General features: G+C 41.7%; 4 protein-coding genes. 1 reads left to right on the top strand and 3 read right to left on the bottom strand.

What is annotated here, in order from left to right:
• Positions 1-539 precede the first annotated feature (539 nt).
• Entirely contained in the window at positions 540-1670 is a 1131-nt protein-coding gene (locus H6F77_RS00060; protein WP_190484031.1) for an ISAs1 family transposase, read from the bottom strand.
• 158 nt (positions 1671-1828) lie between these two features.
• Between H6F77_RS00060 and H6F77_RS00055 the strand changes: the two genes are divergently transcribed.
• On the top strand, positions 1829-2386 hold the full coding sequence (locus H6F77_RS00055) for a CPBP family glutamic-type intramembrane protease (protein ID WP_190484029.1): 558 nt from the start codon (positions 1829-1831) through the stop codon (positions 2384-2386).
• A gap of 5 nt (positions 2387-2391) precedes the next feature.
• Here H6F77_RS00055 and H6F77_RS00050 read toward each other — a convergent pair whose 3' ends face one another.
• Together H6F77_RS00050 and H6F77_RS00045 are read right to left on the bottom strand one after the other, a co-directional pair.
• Positions 2392-2565: a hypothetical protein gene (locus H6F77_RS00050; protein WP_199321097.1), complete on the bottom strand. Its 174-nt coding sequence runs from the start codon at positions 2563-2565 to the stop codon at positions 2392-2394.
• 110 nt (positions 2566-2675) lie between these two features.
• Positions 2676-2918, bottom strand: a 243-nt coding sequence (locus H6F77_RS00045; RefSeq protein ID WP_190484027.1) for a tyrosine-type recombinase/integrase, incomplete at its 5' end; no start/stop codon positions are given.

The following is a 2918-nucleotide window of genomic DNA, read 5'->3' as shown; positions in this document are numbered from 1 at the left end:
AAGTGCCACCTTGGTGAGATACAAGCTGGTGCAGTCTTACTCCGGTTTGGGTTGTGAATTGTTTCAATTCAGAGCGCTCGTCAATCATCTGTAACCACGTATTGTTTGACGGTCGTTTTTTGGTACGCCACTGACTCTTTTAACAGGTTGATTGTTTGATGAGTTTTGTGACGCTGCTACCCACCTCTCTCCCAGCAATTCAGTAGACATGTGGTGTTTTAGCAAAACGGGACGTTTTTAGAAGCTGTCTCTCAGTCAGGGCAAACGCATCTAAAATAATTTGGCAACCACAGAATGTTATGCATCTCATGTTTTGTCAAAAAAAACTTCACATCAACAAATATTTTGTGTTTAGCTGACTCAAATCTGCTGCCCAAAGTAACTCCAAAATTGCCTAAAAACTTTGTGTAATTTAGTAGAAACTAGATAGAATCGAGATGGATAAATATTATGTAAATACATGCAGCATCAGCTAAGCTAATTGCTCACTCCCTGACTCCAAAAGGGGGAAAATTTACTTAACTGATGCTTTGAGCTGTTTAATTAGTAATCACTCGCCTCAAATAGTCATTATCTAGGGCTGCTCGATATCGTTTTTGGGCAAGGCTGCTGTTAACAGTTTTTTCTTGGCGGAGAAGATTAATTGCTAAATGCCTGAGTAGGGCAAAGTTCTGAGGAGCATAGTCCTTACGAATCCGACTTTTATCTTCAGCAAACGTCACATCCAATACCCAATGCAGTGAATTCTCAACCCCCCAATGACTGCGTACAGCCTCACCCAATATTTTGGCTTCACTGGTAAGACTACTGATGTAGTAACGGACTTCATAGGTAGTTTTGTTCCACAACCGACGTTCAGAGACAATCATCCCAATAGTGCGTATCCCTGCCCACTGCTGTGCATAGTTTCCCTCTAACAAACAAACTGGAACCGTCCAACATTTGCGGATTTCAATCCGGTCGTGATTAGCTTCTATGGTTTCGTAGTAACTGTAGTCAATCCCCTCAAACTCCTGTATCCTTGCTTGCTCAAACCATTCCTTTACTGCCTTATGTAGGCGACCTTGATTTCCTTTAAGAGCCAGGATGTAATCAGCTTTTTTTTCAATAATGGTTTGGGCAATGCTCCGCTGGCATCCAATTGCATCAATTGTAATGATGCATCCAGCAATTTCGAGCAGATTCAGCAGGACAGGAATTGCTGTAATTTCATTGGAGTTCTCCTCCACCTTCACCTGTCCTAGAACTAGACGATGCTGACTAGCCCAAGCGCTGACCAAGTGAAGAGCACTGTGTTCTCCATTTCGGTCGAAAGAACCCCGCATGACCTTGCCATCAATGGCAACTACTTGCCCACCTAGGCTAGTAGTCAAACTATTCATCCACTCCTGGAAGCTTTGCTGTAATTGCTTTGGGTCTAGGCGAGCAAATACCCTAGCAAACGTATCGTGGGAAGGAGTGCCATTCGGCAGGGGCAGAAATTGTTCCAGCCAGTCTCGCTTTGAACAGGCATAGGTTTCAATTGCTACCCAGCTATCAGCCCCACATATGACGGCTAGGATGGCGATCGCAACGATACTAATCAATGGATGGTGTTTGCTACGCTCGATTCTGGGGTCTTTCAGCTTCCCAAAATACTTAAGGATGCTTGCTTCCAGGCTGAAGCTCATGGTGGCAGGAAAATCGTCAAACGGTCAGCCTCGAATAGTATCACAAGTCTGACCCACATTTAGATGCGTTTACCCTGGTCTCTCAGTTTCTAGATTTCACATTGAGGCATTTGAAGTAGATAATATAAGTTGTATAAATATGTGTTTTTTATTAGACAATGAAGTTTTTTGATTTACTGCTTTTCAGAATCGCCTCTGCATTCTCAATCATTCCTAATATAGAAAGCTGGTTGATAGCACTGTTGCTCGTATTCATTACTGCTATAGTTTGCTTAACCCTAGGACTTCCAAGTGGATTTCTCAAGATTAGCAAACCAAATTTACCAATTCATAAGCTGATCAGCGCCGCAGTCGTATGCTTCTTTTTTCCTGGTGTAGCTGAGGAACTCATATTTCGAGTGATTCCTCTTCCTCACATAACAGAAAATGTTTCAATTAATACTTGTCTGATTTGGGTAGTGCTTAGTTTATTCGCTTATGTCGTTGTCCATCCACTCAATGGTTTAACATTCTACAAAAGAGCTTTACCAGTATTTACAAGACCTATTTTTCTAGTCTCGGTGTCCGTCTTGGGAATTGCCTGCACAGTTTCTTACCTGCAATCTGGCTCTATTTGGACAGCCGTTATAATTCACTGGAGTATTGTCGTATCATGGCTATTTATTTTTAATGGATATCAAGAACTTAATCCTAAAAAAACGCTCAGAAGTAGTTAATTTTACTAGCAACCCGTACTTCCTTTAATAAGACTTCTTATGGCACGTAGGTTAGTAACTCCCTGTTCAAGAAATCCCATGATTGCATTTCCGCCAGTACCTCCAGTCACGTCGAGAAGCAGAAATTTCCCGATTTTCGGCTCTATGTAATCGGGATAATCTGAAACATTCGCTTCCATTTTTACATTCCTTAGTTTAGATTTAATTTAAATTTATCGATAGCGTCAAAGCCGTCATCAGTCAGAATAATTACTGCGTCAGAACCTAATGTTATTATCAAGAATTTGATTTACTCCTCCTTACTAATTAGCGCTACAGCTAGGGCTAAATCTTCCGGGGAAGGTTCGCAGTAACGCTTTGTAGTTTCCAGGCTTTCATGCCCAGCTAAAGCTGCAACCATTTCCAAACCAACACCAGCGTCAATTAAATTTTTACAAAAGGTATGCCGGAGAGAATGAGGTGATAAATCTTCTAAATCCTCTTTGTATTTTTCAATCAGACTTTGGATACCACGAGGGGTGAGTTGCCCCCG

The organism is Microcoleus sp. FACHB-831, assembly GCF_014695585.1.
Classification (GTDB): Bacteria; Cyanobacteriota; Cyanobacteriia; order Cyanobacteriales; family FACHB-T130; genus FACHB-831.
This window is presented reverse-complemented; position numbering and strand designations above follow the sequence as displayed.